The organism is Haloechinothrix sp. LS1_15, assembly GCF_033042135.1.
In the GTDB taxonomy this organism is placed as follows: Bacteria; Actinomycetota; Actinomycetes; order Mycobacteriales; family Pseudonocardiaceae; genus Haloechinothrix.
Genome location: NZ_WBXM01000006.1, coordinates 103,277 through 120,923, shown reverse-complemented (window position 1 = coordinate 120,923; position 17,647 = coordinate 103,277). Strand labels below are relative to the sequence as shown.

The following is a 17,647-nucleotide window of genomic DNA, read 5'->3' as shown; positions in this document are numbered from 1 at the left end:
GGCGTGGTGTACACACCATCATCGTGACACACCTACCGCACGTGGGGAAGCCGGGGCACCGTCGGCGCGCCCCGGTAGCGTAGGAAGGCGATGAACACCCTGTTCGACCCCTCAGGAGAGTCCCCGCTCGGATCCGCGGCCACACCGGGTGTCCCTGGTGGTCGCGGCGATCGCCCTGGTAGCCCGTCCGACCTGCTCGGCGATCTCAATGATGCACAGCGGGAGGCCGTCACCCATTCCGGCAGCCCGCTGCTGGTGGTCGCAGGCGCAGGCTCGGGCAAGACCCGCGTGCTGACAAGGAGGATCGCCTACCTGCTCGCGCGCAGGGGAGTGCACCAGAGCCAGATCATGGCGATCACCTTCACCAACAAGGCAGCCGCCGAGATGCGCGAGCGGGTGGCGGAGCTCGTCGGTATCCGGTCGAACGCGATGTGGGTGTCGACCTTCCACTCGATGTGCGTCCGGCTGCTGCGCCGCGAGGCGAAGACCGCTGAGCTGGGCTCGAACTTCTCGATCTACGACGCCGACGACTCGCGGCGGCTGCTCACGCTGGTCGCGCGCGATCTCGACTTGAACACCAAGCGGTACACGCCCCGCTCGCTGTCCGCCCAGCTGTCGGCCCTCAAGAACGAGCTCATCGACCCCGAGGATGCCGCCGCGCGGGCGAGCAACGACCAGGAACGCACGGTGGCCGAGGTCTACGCCGAGTATCAGCGGCGCCTGCGGTCGGCCAACGCGCTCGACTTCGACGATCTGATCATGCACACGGTGCACATGCTGCAGGCGCACCCCGAGGTGGCCGAGCACTACCGCAGGCGGTTCCGGCACGTGCTCGTCGACGAGTACCAGGACACCAACCACGCGCAGTACACGCTGGTACGGGAACTGGTGGGAACCGGGACGACCCCGTCGGGTGTCGAACCAGCCGAGCTGTGCGTCGTCGGCGACGCGGACCAGTCGATCTACGCGTTCCGCGGTGCGACGATCCGCAACATCGAGGAGTTCGAGCGTGACTTCGGTGACGCGCGCACGATCCTGCTCGAGGAGAACTATCGGTCGACCCAGACCATCCTCTCCGCGGCCAACGCAGTGATCGCCCGTAACCCCAACCGTCGGGACAAGCGCCTGTGGACGCGTCTCGGGGAGGGGAGCAGGATCGTCGGCTACGTGGCCGACAGCGAGCACGACGAGGCCGCGTTCGTGGCCAGGGAGATCGACGAGCTGGTCGACCGGGGTGAGGTGAGCTACCGCGACGTCGCCGTGTTCTACCGGACCAACAACCAGTCCCGGGTGTTCGAGGAGGTGTTCATCCGGCTCGGCCTGCCCTACCGCGTGATCGGGGGCCTGCGGTTCTACGAGCGCCGTGAGGTGCGTGACGCGCTGGCGTACCTGCGCGTGCTCGCCAACCCCGAGGACACGGTGAGCCTGCGGCGCATCCTCAATGTGCCGAAGCGTGGGATCGGTGAGCGTGCCGAGGCCGCGGTGGCGCGGCACGCCGACCGGCAGCGGATCTCGTTCGCGGGTGCGTTGCGCGATGCGGCGGCCGGGGCGGTGCCCGATCTCGGTACCCGGGCGCAGCGCAGCATCGCGTCCTTCATGTCGCTGCTCGACGAGCTGTGTGAGCGAGCCGAGCAGGGGGAGGAGCCGGCCGATCTGCTCGAGGCGGTGCTGGAACGCACCGGATACCGTGACGGCCTCGCAGGATCGGACGATCCACAGGATGCGACCCGGGTGGACAACCTCGACGAGCTGGTGACGGTGGCGCGGGAGTTCACCGATCAGAACGCGGCAGCGGCCGAGGGGGGCAGCGGCGACGCCGGAGACGCCGATGCCGCCGGGGCGGTCGAGGAGGGCGCGCAGTACGAGGAGGACGACGCCCTGCCGCCTGGCTCGCTCGCCGCCTTCCTGGAGCGGGTCTCGCTGGTCGCCGACGCCGACTCGGTACCGGAACCCGACGAGGCAGGTGAGGACGGTGAGGTGGGCGACTGGGCCGACCAGGGTGTGGTCACGTTGATGACCGTGCATACGGCCAAGGGGTTGGAGTATCCCGTGGTCTTCGGTACGGGATTCGAAGACGGTGTCTTCCCGCACCTGCGCGCGCTTGGCGAGGAGTCCGCGCTCGCCGAGGAACGCAGGCTCGCCTACGTGGCGATCACCCGTGCCCAGCAGCGGCTCTACCTGTCGCGTGCGGTGACCAGGACAGCGTGGGGGCAGCCGGCATACAACCCCGCCTCCCGTTTCGTGGACGAGATCCCGGCGGAGCTGATCGAGTGGCGACGCGAGGAGCCGCGGCACGAGCAGGGCGGCGTTGCCGTGTCCGGCACACCGCGAGCGGCGACGACCTGGGGCGGGTTCGCCGCGGGACGCGGCGGCACGGGCGGCGCGAGTGGCAGGCAGGCGGCGTGGAAAGACGCCGTGCCGCTGCATCTCGACGTGGGGGACCGGGTCAATCACGACAAGTACGGGCTCGGCACCGTCGTCGCCACGGAGGGCACGGGTCCCCGTGCCACGGCGACGATCGACTTCGGCACTTCCGGGCAGGTGAAGCTGCTGCTCATCGGCAGCGTTCCGATGGTCAAGCTGTAGTCGGTCGAGCTGTATCACGGTCGCCGGAAGGCGCACCGTTCCCGCGACACGCGGGTCCGGAATGCGGGTGTTCCAACGCCACACTTCCTATCATCGAATGCGTGTTCGATGCTGAGCGAAGTGGCCTGGGGGTGCGATGGTCCACGGATGGTTCGGGCTGGTCGCGGGCGCGGTATGGCGATACCTGGATGAGGTGGCCGACCGGGCGGGATCCGATCCTTCCCCTGCGGCGCCCGATGCACGCACGCTCGCAGCGGCTTGGCGGGCGTTGTTGCGGTTGCACGACGCGGGTCTCGACGGTCGTTCGTGTCGCCGGTGCCGCGGCTGCCGTTCGAGGCGCCGCCGTGAGCTCTGCCTGGCGTGGCAGGTGGCGATCGCGTACTTTGTGCGCAGGCTCCCCGGAGACCGGGACGCCGGGTGAACCCGTGGGGGCTCAGTAGTGGATGCCGCGCTCGGCCAGCCAGGCGAGCGGGTCGAGCTTGGCTCCGCCGTCGCCCTGCCAGACCTCGAAATGCAGGTGCGGTCCTGTCGACTGGCCGCGGTTGCCGACCTCGGCGATCTGCTGCCCGGCTTGTACGCGCTGGCCCGGCGCCACCGAGTAGCTGTTCATGTGGCCGTACACGGATACGTAGCCGTCGTCGTGCTGGATGCGCACCCACAGGCCGAAGCCGCTGGCCGGTCCCGCCTCGATGACGGTGCCGTCGGCGACCGCGTAGATCGGGCTGCCGATGGGCCCAGCGATGTCGATGCCGTTGTGGCTACCTCCCCAGCGTGCACCGAATGCCGAGGTGAGTACCCCCTCGGTAGGTTTGACCGCGTCGGGGCGGGCGGCTTCCTCGGCCGCACGCCGGGCCTCCTCCGCCTCCTGTTCCAGGCGTTCCTGAGTGACCTGGTGGCTGGCGGCCAGCTTCTCCGCCTCGGTGCCCGCGTCGCTGCGGTGCTTGCTCGGTAGTACCTCAGGGGCGACGACCGGCGCCCCGCCGCCCATACCGTGGTACTCCTCACCATCGGCGCCTTTGGCGTCATGAGCGTTGGCGAGGGGAGTCACACCGTCGTGCGAGGCAGGCGATGGCGCGTTGTCCAGGGTGTGACCGGCGGTCGCTGCGGCGAACGCGCCAGCGGCGACGGCGGCGACGACCATGCGCCCGCGAACCGCGGAACTGGGTGCGGGCAGCCGGTGGTTGCCGTTCTTGCCGCGCTCGCGCGCGGTGCCATCGCGCAATGCGTCCGCGATGACCGGGGAAGGTGCCTGACCGCCGGGGGAGCGGTGTCTAGCCAAGACTGGGGCCTTCCGTTGCTCGGGGTCACCGGTCAACCAACCTAGGCCCGGGTCGGGGAACCCGGAGGAGCGGGTCGGGGGACCGCTCCACAGCCCCGTGCAGGGCCAGCCCTGGTTGTGACCGGACTGTAATGGGGACCGGTGGACAGTAACGAAGGGATACCGGTTCCCGCAAGATCCCGCTCGCGTGTCGGCTCAACATAACGCGATTGGCGGTTCCGCCGTGCCTGGCATCACCCAAGGTAGACGGCGCGCTACTCCACAAGGTGTGATCTGTGTTACGAAATTGTGCCCTGGCGGGATACTCTCGGTAGGTGTCGCTCGGGCGGGGCTTGACGTGTGCCGTGTCGTCGTTACCACCCGGGGTGAGGGCAGGGACGTTCCTCCGGCTCTTCGTGCTACTCGGCGTTACTCGTCGGTAGCTCGTGATCGGTGTCACGGCGTCGGCGTGACCTGTGGCGGAGTTCATCACAGGCGGGCTGCACGCGTGGCCGCCGGGTCGCTAGGGTCATCACGTCCGGTATTCGTGGTGGCGGAGCGAGGCGCCACGCGGCCGCGCCGGAGTCAGGACTGTGCGCGGCGAGTATCGGTGAACAACACAGCGGCGTGTCGTCAGGAGTCTGAAGAGTGGATCTCTACGAGTACCAGGCGAAAGAGCTGTTCGCCAAGCATGGTGTGCCGGTATTCCCGGGTGAAGTGGCCGAGACCGTGGAGCAGGCGCGGGCCGCCGCCGAGCGGATCGGTGGCCCGGTGGTGGTGAAGGCTCAGGTCAAGACGGGGGGCCGGGGTAAGGCCGGTGGTGTGAAGCTTGCCCAGTCCCCGGATGAGGCCGCCGCGGCGGCCGAGGCGATTCTGGGGCTGGAGATCAAGGGACACCGCACGCGGCGGGTGTTGGTGACCGCGGCCTCGGAGATCTCCGAGGAGTACTACGTGTCCTTCCTTGTGGACCGGACCAACCGGTCCTTCCTGGCGATGGCCTCAGCCGAGGGAGGCGTGGAGATCGAGCAGCTGGCCGTCGAACGGCCGGAGGCGCTGGCCAAGGTGGCGGTCGATCCGCTGGCGGGCCTTGACCGGGCGCACGCCCTGGAGATCCTGCGCAGGGGACACTTCCCGGATCGGGTGCTTGATCAGGCCGCTGATGTGCTGGTGCGGCTGTGGGAGACGTTCGTGGCCGAGGATGCCTCGCTGGTGGAGGTCAACCCGCTGGTGGCTGACCCGGAGGACCGGGTGATCGCGCTGGACGGCAAGGTGACGCTGGATGCCAATGCGTCGTTCAGGCAGCCGGCGCACGCGGAGCTGGCCGATGTGGCGGCCACGGACCCGCTGGAGGTCATGGCCGCGGAGAAGGACCTGAACTACGTCAAGCTGGACGGGCAGGTCGGGATCATCGGCAACGGCGCTGGGCTGGTGATGTCGACACTGGACGTCGTGGCCTACGCCGGCGAGCGGCACGGGGGTGTGGCGCCTGCGAACTTCCTGGACATCGGTGGTGGCGCCTCGGCGGATGTCATGGCCGCCGGGCTGGAGGTCATTCTGGCCGATACCGATGTGCGGTCGGTGTTCGTGAACGTGTTCGGTGGGATCACCGCATGTGACGCGGTGGCCGAGGGGATCGTGCAGGCCTTCGAGTTGCTGACCGCGCGGGGCGAGTCGGTGGACAAACCGCTGGTCGTGCGGCTGGACGGCAACAATGCCACCGAGGGCAGGCGCATCCTGGACCAGGCCGGGCTGCCGGGCCTGATCCAGGTCGACACGATGGACGGCGCGGCCGACAAGGCCGCCGAACTGGCGAAGGCAGGGGTGTGACGGGCCATGGCGATCTTCCTGGATTCCGACTCGACGATCATTGTGCAGGGCATCACCGGTTCCGAGGGGCGTAAGCACGCGATTCGGATGCTGGCCTCTGGCGCGAACATCGCCGGCGGGGTCAATGCCCGCAAGGCAGGCCAGACGGTGGACCTGGACGGGGCCTCGCGGCCGGTGTTCGGCAGCGTGGCCGAGGCCATGGCCGAGGTCGGGGCGAACGTGTCGGTGGTGTTCGTGCCGCCCACCGCTGCCAAGGACGCCGTCATCGAAGCCATCGACGCCGGCATCGAGCTGGTGGTGGTCATCACCGAGGGCATCCCCGTGCACGACGCGGCGGTTATGTGGGCGCATGCCTGCGCCACCGGCAACGCCACCCGCATCGTCGGCCCCAACTGCCCCGGTGTGATCAGCCCCGGCCGGTCCAACGCGGGCATCATCCCCGCCGACATCACCGACACCGGCCGCATCGGGGTGGTCTCCAAGTCCGGCACCCTGACCTACCAGCTGATGTACGAGCTGCGCGACATCGGCATCTCCACGGCCGTGGGCATCGGGGGCGACCCCATCATCGGCACCACCCACATCGACGCCATCGCCGCCTTCGACGCCGACCCCGACACCGACGTCATCGTCATGATCGGTGAGATCGGGGGTGACGCGGAGGAGCGCGCCGCCGACTACATCGCCGAGCACGTCTCCACCCCGGTCATCGGCTACATCGCCGGTTTCACCGCCCCCGAGGGCAAGACCATGGGCCACGCGGGAGCCATCATCTCCGGATCCTCGGGCACCGCCGAGGCCAAGAAGCAGGCCCTCGAAGCGGCGGGCGTCAAGGTCGGCAAGACCCCCAGCCAGGCCGCCGAGCTCGCCAGGGAGACCTACAAGAACCTCTCCTGACCCGCGCGTGGGTGGGGGCCGGTTCCGGTGCGCCGTCCCCCACCCACCCTCCGGCGGAACGAGACCAGGCCCGCGCCCGTCCTAACCGTCGGGATGAACTACCGTTCGCCCATCACCACCCGTTGCCTCGATCAGGTGATCAGGCGCCGGGCGGGATCGAGCAACCGACGAGTGTCCGAAGCAACAGTCCGGGTTATGCACCGGGATGAGTAACTGGGAACCGACTGGTCGCCCGCATCCAGTAGCCTCGAGCTGGCCACGGCAGCCGCTGCCTGCTGGACCGTGCATAACCCTCACAGGAGAGTGCAGATGACCATGCCGAGTGGGGGATTCCCGGCCCAGGGGCCGCAGCAGGCAGCGCAGCAACAGCAGGGAACCCAGTACTTCCCGCATCCCCAGCACAACAACCCCGTCGCAGCGGGTGGGTCGACGATCCCGCTGGGACTGATCCTGAGCCTGGCCACGGCCGGGCTCGGGCTCGCCAGCTTCCTGGTTAGCTTCGCCGACACGGTCGCGGCTGGCAGCCTGATGGTGGTCGCGCTGCTCACCGGTGGGCTGCTAGCCGCACTCCACGCGCTGCCCGGCGGCCCGAGGACGGTCCCGGTGGCCGCCGTGCTGAGCGTGGTCGGCTTTCTGCTGACGCTCGGCGCGATGGTCGACGCGCCGAGCGTGCCCGGCGCGCTGGTCGTCCTGCTGATCGTCGCGGTGTTGCAAGCAGGCGCAGCGGTCGTGGCGCTGCTGTTCGACTTCGGCATTCTCAAGGCGCCGCAACGGCAGGCGAAAGCCGCCGCAGGCCACCCCGGTTACCCCGCTGGCCAAGCCCCGTTCGGCATGCCGGGCCAGTACGGGCAACCGGGCGGCGCGGCGGGGCCCGCGCAGTACGGCCAGCAGTACGGCCAGCAGTACGGTCAGTCCGGCGCCGGAATGCCGGGGCAGCAGCCGTACACCGGGCAGCCCGCGCCCCAGGGGCAGGAGCAGCCGCAACCCACCCAGTACGCGCCGCACCAAGGCCAGTTCCAGCACCAGCAGGCCAGGGACGCCGGGGGCCACGGCACGACCGAGGCGTCCGGCGAGGGCGAGTCGCGGGGCTGACGCGACCGGCTCCGCCCTCCTGGGTGGCCCTGGGTGGCAGAGACCACAACCACGCCGGGTGCCCGGCGTGGCTCACCCCGTCCCGCCGGTCCCGGTGCCATCGTGGGACGTGGTCCCTGCCGGGCCGCCCGGCGCTTGCGAATCCCGATGATGTGAGGAACAGGTGTAGCGACTGTGGCTGCCAGGGTGCGCATCCTGCTCGCCGCGGCGACGTTGCCACTGCTGGCGGGCTACACCGGGGTCGCTGCCCTGCTCGCGGCCGTCACGGCGGGCGCGAGGCACGCGGACTTCTCCGTCGACGGTGTCCTGCTGGCCGCGGGGTCAGGATGGCTAGCCATGTACCAGGTGCCGGTCACCATCGACGGGCACGAACTCGGGGTGCTGCCGCTGGCTGCCACCGTGGCGGTGTGCTTGCTGGTGGGCAAGGCCGCCTACGACGCGGCCGAGCGGTTGGGCCACAGCGCGCTCGCGCATTCACTCACCCTCGTCGCGGCGATCGTCGTGGCGCACGGCCTGGCAGGAGGGACGGCTGCGGCAGTGACGGCGTCGAGCTCGGTCACCGTGGCCCCACTCGCCGCCGTGACCGTGCCCTCGCTGCTCGCCGGGATCACGGCCACGGTGGCTGTGGCCTGCCAGCTGGGCATGCACCGGGAGGTGCGGGAGTATCTCGACGACGCCGTGGTGAACGGCCTCCGCGCCGGGCTGCTCGGGCTGGCGGCCCTGCTCGCCGTTGGCACGCTCGCGCTGCTGGTGGCCACCGCGCTGTCCGCACCGACCGTGCGGGCGCTGTTCGCCGAGGTCGCGCCCGGGGTGGGCGGCGGGCTGGGCATGCTGGCGCTCTCGCTCGGCTACCTTCCCAACGCCGTGCTAGCCGCATTGGCTTTCGTGCTCGGCCCCGGATTCACGATCGGTTCGGTCTCCCTCGACCCGTTCGGCTATTCCGGCGGTGCCGTACCCGCCGTCCCCCTGCTGGCCGCCGTGCCGGAGAGCTACGCGCCGTGGTGGCCCGCGCTGCTCGCGCTGCCTGTCGCGGTGGGGGCGCTGGTCGGGTGGCGGTTGCGTACCTGCGACCCCTCGCCGGTCATGCGGCTGCGCGGCGTGGCGGCGGCAGCCGGCACCGCAGCGTTCGGCGTCCTGCTGCTGGTGTCCATGGCGGGTGGCAAGCTGGGTGAGGGGCCGATGGGGCCGGTGCTGATCCCGGCGTTTCCCACGGCGCTGGCGGCGTGCGCGTTCCTCGCGGTCCCCGGTGCCGCCGTTGCCTGGTTCGCAGGCCCCAGGTCGGCTTGTGGGGAGGATCACGCGGGTGGCGAGGCCGACGGCGTGGATGACGGCGAAGCTTCCGGGGATATCGCCGACGCCCCCGCAGCCGCGGAGGACACCGAAGCCGAAGACGCCGACGTCGAGGTCACGGAGGTCGAGCGGGACGAGGCCACCGCCGACACCGCCGATACCGCCGATACCGCTGACACCGAGGAGACCGAGGGCACCGAGGAGGCCGCTGACACCGAGGAGGCCGGGGGGCCTGAGGATGGTGAGGGAGTCGAGCGCGTCGAGGCCGGTGAGAGTGCCGCCGGGAACGGTGTCGAGGACGCGCACGGTGCCGAGGTCGCCGGGGATCTCCCCGAGCAGCGGGCCGTGGCGGGCGACGGCGAGGATCCAGATCACGCCAAGGCGTCCCTGTAGCGGCCGCTGCCCGCGCGATGTCTAGGGTGGGCAGTGCCATCGATCGTTCTCCCTGCTTATACGCGGGTGACCAGGCAAGGAGCGTCAGTGCAGCCTTCGTGGCGCGTATCCGCCGAGCCGGTACCGGCTGGCGACACCGTAGCCAGGCTGGTCGTGCTCGCCTCCGGCTCCGGGACGCTGCTCCAGGCGCTGCTCGAGGCCGCGCAGCAGCCGGGGTACCCGGCCGAGATCGTCGCCGTCGGAGCCGACCGCGACGGCATCGGTGCCCTGCAGCGCGCCGCGGACGCCGGGGTGCCGCGATTCGTGGTCCGGCTCGGTGACTACGACGACCGCACGGCCTGGGATGGCGCGCTGACCGAGTCCGTCGCGGCCTACGAGCCCGATTACGTGGTCTCGGCGGGGTTCCTGAAGATTCTCGGCCCGGAGTTCCTCGCCCGCTTCCCCAATCGCGTGCTCAACACCCACCCGGCGCTGCTGCCCGCGTTTCCAGGCATGCACGCGGTAGCCGACGCGCTGGCGGCCGGGGTGAAGGTCACGGGTTCGACCGTGCACTTCGCCGACGCCGGGGTGGACACCGGACCGATCATCGCGCAACGGGCGGTGGGTGTCGATCCGGACGACGACGAGGAGACCTTGCACGAGCGCATCAAGACCGTCGAACGGGAGCTGCTCGTCGAGGTCGTGGCGAAGCTGGCGAGTCATCGGTGCACGGTGACAGGGCGAAAGGTGAGGTTCTCGTGAGCGCATCAGGGCAATCGGCGGTGCGGCGCGCGCTGATCGGGGTGTCGGACAAGTCCGGCCTCGCCGATCTCGCCGCGGGCTTGCACCGCGCCGGGGTCGAGATCGTGTCGACGGGTGGCACCGCCCGCGCCATCCGCGAGGCGGGCGTGCCCGTCACTCCGGTCGAGGACGTCACCGGCTTCGCCGAATGCCTCGACGGCAGGGTCAAGACCCTGCACCCCGGTGTGCATGCGGGCTTGCTCGCCGACACTCGCAGGCAGGAACACCGGCAGCAGCTCGACGAGCTGGACATCGCCCCGTTCGAGCTGCTGGTGGTCAACCTGTACCCGTTCGCGGACACCGTGGCCTCAGGAGCGTCCGGTGAGGACTGCGTCGAGCAGATCGACATCGGTGGTCCCGCCATGGTGCGTGCCGCTGCGAAGAACCACCCGTCGGTCGCCGTGGTCGTCGACCCTGAGCAGTACGGGTGGGTGCTGGATCGGGTGGCAGGCGGCGGGTTCACCCTCGACGAGCGCAAGCAGCTGGCGGGGCGGGCGTTCGCGCACACGGCGGGCTACGACGTGGCCGTCGCGTCCTGGTTCGCGGGTACCTACGTCGCGGAGGGCGACGGGCAGGCGCCGGAATCCTTGCCGGAGTTCCTCGGCGCCACCTGGCGGCGCTCGGCGGTGCTGCGGTACGGCGAGAACCCGCACCAGCCCGCCGCACTGTACGCCGACGGTTCCGGTGGGCTGGCCGGTGCCGAGCAGCTGCACGGCAAGGACATGTCGTACAACAACTACACCGACACCGATGCCGCGTTGCGTGCCGCCTACGACCACGAGGAACCGGCGGTGGCGATCATCAAACACGCCAACCCGTGCGGTATCGCGACCGGTGGCGACATCGCGACGGCGCACCGCAAGGCCCACGCCTGTGACCCGGTCAGCGCGTTCGGCGGCGTCATCGCGGCGAACAGCGCGGTCGGCGTCGATGCGGCCGAGCAGATCGCCGAGGTGTTCACCGAGGTGATCGTCGCTCCCGACTACACAGAGGACGCGCTCGATGTGCTGCGGCACAGGAAGAACATCCGCATCCTGCGTTGCGAGCCCCCGGAGCGCGGGGGCAGGGAGCTGCGGCCGGTGACCGGGGGCATGCTCGTGCAGGCCGCCGACGTGCTGGACGCACCGGGCGACGACCCGGCTGGCTGGACGCTGGCCGCCGGTCAGGCTGCCGACGAGCGCACGCTGGCCGACCTGGCGTTCGCCTGGCGGGCGGTGCGGTCGGTGAAGTCGAACGCGATCCTGCTCGCCGACGACAGCGCCTCGGTCGGCGTCGGTATGGGGCAGGTCAACCGCGTGGATTCGGCGCAGCTGGCGGTGCGTCGTGCAGGCGACCGCGCCGCAGGCTCGGTGGCCGCCTCGGACGCCTTCTTCCCGTTCCCCGACGGGCTGCAGGTGCTGCTGGACGCCGGCGTGCGGGCGGTGGTGCAGCCCGGCGGTTCGGTCCGGGACGCCGAGGTGATCGCGGCCGCGGAAGCCGCGGGTGTGACGCTCTACCTCACCGGCACTCGCCACTTCGCACACTGATCCGCCTCATTCCGTCTACGGCGCTGAACGTCATGTTCGCGCCGCCCCTCAGCTTGACAGGGCACCCCGGGGTGAGGTTGACTGATGGTATCGAACATAAGTTCGATACCATCAGGCGGCGCCGGAGGGGTTGCCGATGAGGGGAGGTGATGGTCGTGCCCGGCTCGAGCGATACCGCCCGTACCTCGGGTGCGGTGGGGTGGTTGTCCTCACTTCCGGGAGTGAGCACGGCCAGCACCCTGCCCACCGGGCAGGACCAGGGCACGGGAACGGTGCTTCCCGTGCCGCCCGCGCTGGAATCTGCGCTTCCGTCCGGGGGGTTGCGTAGGGGAAGCACGGTGTCGGTCCGGGGATCAAGGGCCTTGCTGTTCACGCTGCTCGCCGAGGCCACGACACGGGGGTCGTGGGCCGCTGTGGTGGGGATGCCCGATATCGGGGTGGCAGCGGCAGCAGAGCTCGGGGTCGACGTGCGCAGGCTCGCGGTCGTGCCCGCGCCGGGGACCGAAATCCTGCCCGTAGTCGGGGCCCTGCTGGACGGCGTTGATCTGGTGGTGCTCGGGGGCGGCCTGCCTGCGCGGCAATCACTGCCGCGCAGGCAGACCGAGCGGCTGCTGGCACGCGCCCGACAGCGCGGTGCCGTGCTGCTCACCGAGGGGCCCGTACCGGGGGCCGAGCTCGAGCTGCACTGCCTGTCCCGGCGCTGGCAAGGCCTTGAAGAGCAGGGCGGTACCGTTCATGTCGGTTGCGCACCCGGCTACCTCCGGGAGTGCGAGCTCACCGTGCGCGGTTCGGGAAGGCGCGCGGCCGCCAGGCCTCAGGACGTACACGTGTTGCTGCCAGGGCCGGGGGGCGGGGCGGTCGCTCCTGCCGTTTCCCACGACGTCCCGGTACGCGAGCTGGTCGCGGGATGAGGCGGTGGCCATGCCGAGACCGGTGCGCGTGCTCGTGCTGTGGTGCCCCGACTGGCCGGTCACGGCCGCGGCTCTCGCCGCAGGGGTGCCCGCGCACCGTCCCGCGGCTGTGTTCACGGCCAACCGGGTGGCCTCCTGCTCGGCCGTGGCGCGGGGCAGCGGGGTACGTAGGGGGATGCTGCGCAGGGAGGCGCAGTCGCGATGTCCCGAGCTCGCCGTGCTCGGCGAGGACCCCGCACGTGATGCGCGGCTGTTCGAGCCGGTGGTCGCTGCGGTGGAGGACCGGATCCCCCGGGTGGACGTGGTGCGCCCAGGGGTGGTCGCCGCGCCCGCGCAGGGTGCCACCGCCTACGCGGCCAGGGGCGCCCCTGCAGGGGAGGCCGAGCGCGCGCTGGTCGAGCAACTGGCGGACCAGGTGTCGACCGCGGCGGGAGTGGAATGCCAGGTCGGTATCGCGGGCGGGGTGTTCGCGGCCACCCTCGCCGCCCGGCGGGGCGCGATCGTTCCGGCTGGACAGGACGCGGAGTTCCTCGCCGGGCTCCCGGTCACCGAGCTGGAGCAGCAGGGGGTGGGGCGGGCCGAGTTCGTCGGCCTGCTGTGGCGGCTGGGGCTGCGCACGCTCGGCCAGTTCGCCGAGCTGACCGAGCGCACGGTGGCGTCCCGGTTCGGGCACGAGGGGGTGCTCGCGCACCGGTTCGCCAGGGGTATCGAGGAGCGCCCGCTGGCGGTGCGGCGTCCGGCGCGCGAGCTCGGTGTCGGGGCGACCTTCGAACCACCCCTCGAACGGATCGACACCGCGGCCTTCGAGGCGCGGGCGCTTGCGGGAAAGCTGCACGCCTCCCTCGCCGCGCACGGCCTCGCCTGCACCAGGGTGGGGATCTACGCCCGTACCGCCAGCGGTGAGGAACTCGCGCGGGTATGGCGCTCGGTGGAGCCGGTGAGCGCGCAGGGTGTCGCGGATAGGGTGCGCTGGCAGTTCGAGAGCTGGCTGCACGGTGACTCGCGACCCAGCAGCGGGGTGGTGCGGTTGTGGCTGGAGCCCGAGGAGCTGGTAGATCCCACCGCGCTGCAGCCCGATCTGTGGCAGGGGGACGGTTCGGGAGCCACCGGCGACATGCGCGCCACCGAGCGCGCCTGCCGCGCGTTCACCCGGGTGCAGTCACTGCTCGGCCCCGAAGGGGTGTGTACCCCGGTATTGGTCGGTGGCCGGGGCCCCGCCGAGCGGGTCCGGTTCGTACCGTGGGGGGATAGCGCGGGCGAGAACGAGGAACCCGCTCCCTGGCCGGGACGGTTACCCGCGCCCTCACCCACGGTGGTCCCGGTGACGCCGGTGGCGGCCACCGTGCTCACCGCCAGCGGCGAACCCGTGGCGCTCACCGCCAGGAACGTGCTCACCGGCCAGCCCCGGTATGTCGTCACGGGAGAGGGTTCCCGCAAGGAGGTGCTCGGCTGGGCCGGACCGTGGCCGGTGGACGAGCGGTGGTGGCACGGGCAGACGCCCGGCCCGCGCGGCAGGGTCCAGGTGGTCACCGGGGAAGGAGGGGAAGGCACTGCCTTCCTCCTCCAGTTCCGCTTTCAAGAAGAACCACAGTGGATAGTTGAGGGAGTGTACGACTAGTGGGGTGGCACAATCCGCCGATGCGATGGGCCGAGCTGGAGCGCACCCTGTCCGGCAGGCCGGCACGGCCGGAAGGTCAGGGAGACGGTTCGGACAGTCCGGCGTGGACCCGGCGCCGGGATGGCTACATCCGCCCGGACGATCTACGCTCGCTGCGTGGGGCCGACCACACCGGCGCCGATTCCCGCGTGCCGTACGCCGAGCTGCACTGCCATTCCAACTTCAGCTTCCTCGACGGGGCAAGCCACCCGGAGGAGCTGGTCGAGGAATCCGCCCGGCTCGGGCTGGACGCGGTCGCGCTCACTGACCACGACGGGATGTACGGGGTGATGCGCTTCGCGCAGGCCGCGCGAGAGCTGGGGGTGCGCACGGTCTTCGGCACGGAGCTCAGCCTGGGCCTGTCCCAACCGCAGAACGGGGTCGCCGACCCGGAGGGCGAGCACCTGCTGCTGCTCGCGCGCAACCCCCGCGGCTACCGCGCCCTGTGCCGGGTGTTGACGGCTGCCCACCTGGCGGGCGGCGAGGATGATGCGGCAGGCACCGACGGTGATGTCGCTGTCAAGGGCAAGCCCGTCTACCGGCTGGACGAGATCGCCGAGGAGGTCGGCCAGGACTGCGTGGTGCTCACCGGCTGCCGGAAGGGGGCCGTACGTGCCGCGCTGGGCACCGGCGGCGCGGGCGAGTACCGGGCCGCCGCAGAGCGGCTGCGGCAGCTCACTGGGCTCTTCGGCACCGACGGCGTGTTCGTCGAGCTCTTCGACCATGGCATGCCGACCGACAGCACGCACAACGACGTGCTGGCCACGCTGGCCGCGGAGCTGGGCCTGCCCACGGTGGCGACGAACGTCGCGCACTACGCGAGCCCGCGGCGAGGCAGGTTGGCAGCCACCATCGCCGCGATCAGGGCACGGCGCAGTCTTGACGAGATGGACGGCTGGCTCCCCCCTGCGCACGGCGCGCACCTGCGGTCTGGTGCGGAGATGGCCGAGCGGTTCGACCGGTACCCGGGCGCGGTCAGCAGGGCCGCCTTGCTCGGGGTGGAGTGCGCCTTCGACCTCACGTTGGTCACCCCCGAACTCCCGCCGTTCGACGTGCCCGAGGGACACACCGAGGCCAGCTACCTGCGCATGCTGACCTACTACGGGGCACTGCAGCGGTACGACGGCCGGGAAGCCAATCCTCGGGCCTACCGCCAGCTCGAGCGGGAACTGGCGGTGATCACCGAACTCGGCTTCCCCGGCTACTTCCTGATCGTCGCTGACATCGTCCGATTCTGCCGGGAGAACGACATCCTGTGTCAGGGGCGTGGGTCGGCGGCCAATTCCGCGGTGTGTTTCGCCCTCGGGGTGACCAAGGTGGATCCGGTGCGGTGGGACCTGCTGTTCGAGCGCTTCCTGGTCACCGAGCGGGACGGCCCGCCGGACATCGATATCGATATCGAGTCCGGCCGCAGAGAGGAGGTCATCCAGTACGTCTACGGGAAGTACGGCAGGCAGCAGGCCGCGCAGGTCGCCAACGTCATCACCTACCGGGCGCGTTCGGCCGTGCGGGAGGTGGCCAAGGCGCTCGGGTACTCACCGGGGCAGCAGGATACCTGGAGCAAGCAGGTGGACCGGTGGGCCACGCTTCCCGCGGGTGCGGGCGGGCAGCCAGGAGCCGCGCGGGTCGCCGGCAGGGACATCCCGGAGCCGGTGCTGACACTGGCCAACGAGCTGGGGGATTTCCCGCGGCACCTGGGTATCCACCCCGGCGGCATGGTGCTCGCCGACCGGCCGGTGAGCGAGGTGTGTCCCGTGGAGCGGGCGAGGATGGCCGGTCGCAGCGTGCTGCAGTGGGACAAGGACGACTGTGCCGCGGCGGGTCTGGTCAAGTTCGACCTGCTGGGGCTGGGGATGCTCTCGGCGCTGCACTACGCGGTCGATCTCGTAGCCGAACACGAAGGTGTCTCGGTGGATCTCGCCGAGCTTGACCTGGAGGACCAGGAGGTGTACGAGATGCTGTGCCGCGCCGATGCGGTGGGGGTGTTCCAGGTGGAGAGCCGGGCACAGCTGGCAACCCTGCCGAGGCTCAAACCGCGCACGTTCTACGACCTGGCCGTCGAGGTGGCGCTCATCCGGCCGGGACCGATCCAGGGTGGGTCGGTGCACCCCTACATCCGCCGGTGCAACGGCGAGGAGGAGGTCAGCTACGAACACCCGTTGCTGCGGAACGCGCTGGCCAAGACCTACGGCATCCCGCTGTTCCAGGAGCAACTGATGCAGGTGGCGGTCGATGTGGCCGGGTTCGACCCGAGCGAGGCCGACGAGCTGCGCAGGGCTATGGGGGCCAAGCGTTCAGTGCGGAAGATGGAGCGGTTGCGGGAGCGTTTCCTGGCGGGAGCCGCGCGCAACGACGTCCCAGCCGACGTCGCGGAACGGATCTACGCCAAGCTGGTGGCCTTCGCCGATTTCGGGTTCCCGGAAAGCCACGCGCTCAGCTTCGCTCACCTGGTGTTCGCCAGTGCCTACTTCAAGCGATACCACCCCGCGGCGTTCTGCGCGGCCCTGCTTCGGGCGCAACCGATGGGCTTCTACTCTCCGCAGTCGCTGGTCTCCGACGCGCGCAGGCACGGGGTGACGGTGCGCGGACCGTGCGTGAACGCCAGCCTGCCGCACACCACGCTGGAGCCGCTCGCCGGGGAAAGCTCCGGAAGTGCCGAACCCGCGGTGCGGGTCGGGTTGGCCACCGTGCGCGCCCTCGGACAGCGGGGTGCCGAGGCGATCGCAGAGGAACGGCAGCGGGACGGCGCGTTCACCGGTGTCACCGACCTGGTCCGGCGGGTGCGGCTGCACCAGGCGCAGCTGGAGGCGTTGGCCACCGCGGGGGCGCTGCACAGTGTCGAACCGGACCGGCGCAAGGCACTGTGGGCGGCCGGGGCCGCGGTGCGGGAGCGGCAGGACACGCTGCCCGGGATCGAGGTCCCCGCGACACCCCCCGAGCTTCCCGGCATGGACGCCGTGGAGCTTGCCACCGCTGACGTCTGGGCGACCGGGCTGTCTCCGGACAGCTTCCCCACACAGTTCCTTCGGGAGCACATGGCCGAGCTGGGCGCGGTGCCCGCGCGGGAGCTGCACGCCGTGGAACACGGCAGCAGGGTGCTCATCGGGGGTGCGGTGACACACCGGCAGCGGCCATCCACCGCGGGCGGGGTCACCTTCCTCAACATCGAGGACGAGACGGGCATGATCAACGTGGTGTGCTCGCCCGGGTTGTGGGCTCGCCAGCATCGCCTCGCGCGTTCGAGCCCGGCGTTGCTGGTGCGCGGGGTGGTTGAGCACGCCCGCAACGGCGAGGGCGTCGTCAGCGTCCTCGCCGACCAGCTACAGCAGCTCGATCTGCGCATCCCCTCCCGCTCCCGTGACTTCCGGTGATCGGCGCGGGTGGGTGGGGCCGAACGTGACATTCAGCGCCCTGAAAGGAACGAAGGTCA

Annotated in this window: 12 protein-coding genes; 11 read left to right on the top strand and 1 reads right to left on the bottom strand. The window is 70.7% G+C overall.

Features of this window, described 5'->3' with window-relative positions; all coding sequences use genetic code 11:
* The first annotated feature begins 90 nt into the window (after window positions 1–90).
* Both F8178_RS11240 and F8178_RS11235 read left to right on the top strand, forming a co-directional pair.
* A complete protein-coding gene (locus tag F8178_RS11240) occupies window positions 91–2,586 on the top strand; it encodes a UvrD-helicase domain-containing protein (RefSeq protein ID WP_317494694.1) in 2,496 nt (831 codons plus the stop codon).
* A 136-nt stretch (window positions 2,587–2,722) separates the two neighbouring features.
* Window positions 2,723–3,007 (top strand): hypothetical protein, encoded by a 285-nt coding sequence (locus F8178_RS11235; RefSeq protein WP_317494693.1) that lies wholly within the window; start codon window positions 2,723–2,725, stop codon window positions 3,005–3,007.
* A gap of 12 nt (window positions 3,008–3,019) precedes the next feature.
* Here F8178_RS11235 and F8178_RS11230 read toward each other — a convergent pair whose 3' ends face one another.
* Window positions 3,020–3,865, bottom strand: coding sequence for a M23 family metallopeptidase (locus F8178_RS11230; protein WP_317494692.1), 846 nt, complete (start codon window positions 3,863–3,865; stop codon window positions 3,020–3,022).
* Between the two features lie 627 nt (window positions 3,866–4,492).
* Here F8178_RS11230 and sucC point away from each other — a divergent pair.
* The 9 genes from sucC (at window position 4,493) to F8178_RS11185 (ending at window position 17,588) form a co-directional block, all read left to right on the top strand.
* On the top strand, window positions 4,493–5,671 hold the full coding sequence (sucC, locus tag F8178_RS11225; RefSeq protein WP_317494691.1) for an ADP-forming succinate--CoA ligase subunit beta: 1,179 nt from the start codon (window positions 4,493–4,495) through the stop codon (window positions 5,669–5,671).
* Between the two features lie 6 nt (window positions 5,672–5,677).
* The gene (sucD, locus tag F8178_RS11220; RefSeq protein WP_317494690.1) at window positions 5,678–6,568 is read left to right on the top strand and encodes a succinate--CoA ligase subunit alpha; all 891 of its coding nucleotides are present in this window, start codon (window positions 5,678–5,680) and stop codon (window positions 6,566–6,568) included.
* Window positions 6,569–6,877: 309 nt separating this feature from the next.
* Complete coding sequence (locus tag F8178_RS11215) at window positions 6,878–7,660, top strand: DUF5336 domain-containing protein (protein WP_317494689.1); 783 nt, start codon at window positions 6,878–6,880, stop codon at window positions 7,658–7,660.
* Between the two features lie 174 nt (window positions 7,661–7,834).
* Entirely contained in the window at window positions 7,835–9,343 is a 1,509-nt protein-coding gene (locus F8178_RS11210) for a DUF6350 family protein (RefSeq protein ID WP_317494688.1), read from the top strand.
* 87 nt (window positions 9,344–9,430) lie between these two features.
* Entirely contained in the window at window positions 9,431–10,084 is a 654-nt protein-coding gene (gene purN / locus F8178_RS11205) for a phosphoribosylglycinamide formyltransferase (protein ID WP_317494687.1), read from the top strand.
* On the top strand, window positions 10,081–11,649 hold the full coding sequence (purH, locus tag F8178_RS11200; RefSeq protein ID WP_317494686.1) for a bifunctional phosphoribosylaminoimidazolecarboxamide formyltransferase/IMP cyclohydrolase: 1,569 nt from the start codon (window positions 10,081–10,083) through the stop codon (window positions 11,647–11,649). The genes purN and purH overlap by 4 nt, the downstream gene beginning before the upstream one ends.
* Before the next feature lie 155 nt (window positions 11,650–11,804).
* Window positions 11,805–12,560, top strand: a complete 756-nt coding sequence (locus F8178_RS11195; protein WP_317494685.1) for a hypothetical protein — start codon at window positions 11,805–11,807, stop codon at window positions 12,558–12,560.
* Between the two features lie 10 nt (window positions 12,561–12,570).
* Window positions 12,571–14,178 carry a DNA polymerase Y family protein gene (locus F8178_RS11190; protein ID WP_317494684.1) on the top strand — a complete coding sequence of 536 codons (1,608 nt, stop codon included), beginning with the start codon at window positions 12,571–12,573 and terminating at the stop codon, window positions 14,176–14,178.
* Complete coding sequence (locus F8178_RS11185; protein ID WP_317494683.1) at window positions 14,178–17,588, top strand: error-prone DNA polymerase; 3,411 nt, start codon at window positions 14,178–14,180, stop codon at window positions 17,586–17,588. Before F8178_RS11190 ends, F8178_RS11185 begins: the two co-directional genes overlap by 1 nt.
* Window positions 17,589–17,647 lie beyond the last annotated feature (59 nt).

Bases quoted from the DNA above. Each gene is read 5' to 3' on its own strand.
- F8178_RS11240 (WP_317494694.1), top strand. From the start codon at position 91: ATGAACACCCTGTTCGACCCCTCAGGAGAGTCCCCGCTCGGATCCGCG.
- F8178_RS11235 (WP_317494693.1), top strand. From the start codon at position 2,723: ATGGTCCACGGATGGTTCGGGCTGGTCGCGGGCGCGGTATGGCGATAC.
- sucD (WP_317494690.1), top strand. From the start codon at position 5,678: ATGGCGATCTTCCTGGATTCCGACTCGACGATCATTGTGCAGGGCATC.
- F8178_RS11215 (WP_317494689.1), top strand. From the start codon at position 6,878: ATGACCATGCCGAGTGGGGGATTCCCGGCCCAGGGGCCGCAGCAGGCA.
- F8178_RS11190 (WP_317494684.1), top strand. From the start codon at position 12,571: ATGCCGAGACCGGTGCGCGTGCTCGTGCTGTGGTGCCCCGACTGGCCG.